The organism is Vibrio sp. 10N.261.52.A1 (genome assembly GCF_002876325.1).
GTDB classification, from domain to species: domain Bacteria; phylum Pseudomonadota; class Gammaproteobacteria; order Enterobacterales; family Vibrionaceae; genus Vibrio; species Vibrio chagasii.
In genome coordinates, this window is sequence record NZ_MCYD01000364.1 from 1 (window position 1) to 401 (window position 401).

Below are 401 nucleotides of genomic sequence, written 5' to 3' on the forward strand. Positions count from 1 at the left end.
CCGCAACTCTTTGAGCCTCCAAGGAAAAAAGTTGCCACAGGACGTCGTGACTTAACTAAAGCAGGCCAGGGTAAACCTCACCCAACTCCGACTTACGAGCATGAACTGCTGGCGACAGAACTTTCGAATAAGAAGATGATGCCGTTCAAGAGCCGAGTGAGAGCACGCACCTTTGAAGAGTATAACGATTGGGTTCGCCACGATGGTGAAGAGTTCTTGATGGTGATCTCTGGTGATGTGATGTTCTACTCAGAATTCTATGAGCCGGTACCCATGAGCGAAGGTGACAGCATGTATTACGACGCCAACATGGGGCATATGTTGATTTCTACTAGTACAGAAGATGCACTGATTTTGTGGGTGACTGCAAAATAAGTTAACAAAGTTAGAATTTCTTATAG

1 protein-coding gene is annotated in these 401 nt (G+C 45.6%); it reads left to right on the forward strand.

The features are described from left to right. Positions 1 to 375, forward strand: a 375-nt coding sequence (locus BCT81_RS04410; protein WP_133152542.1) for a cupin domain-containing protein, incomplete at its 5' end; no start/stop codon positions are given. Positions 376 to 401 lie beyond the last annotated feature (26 nt).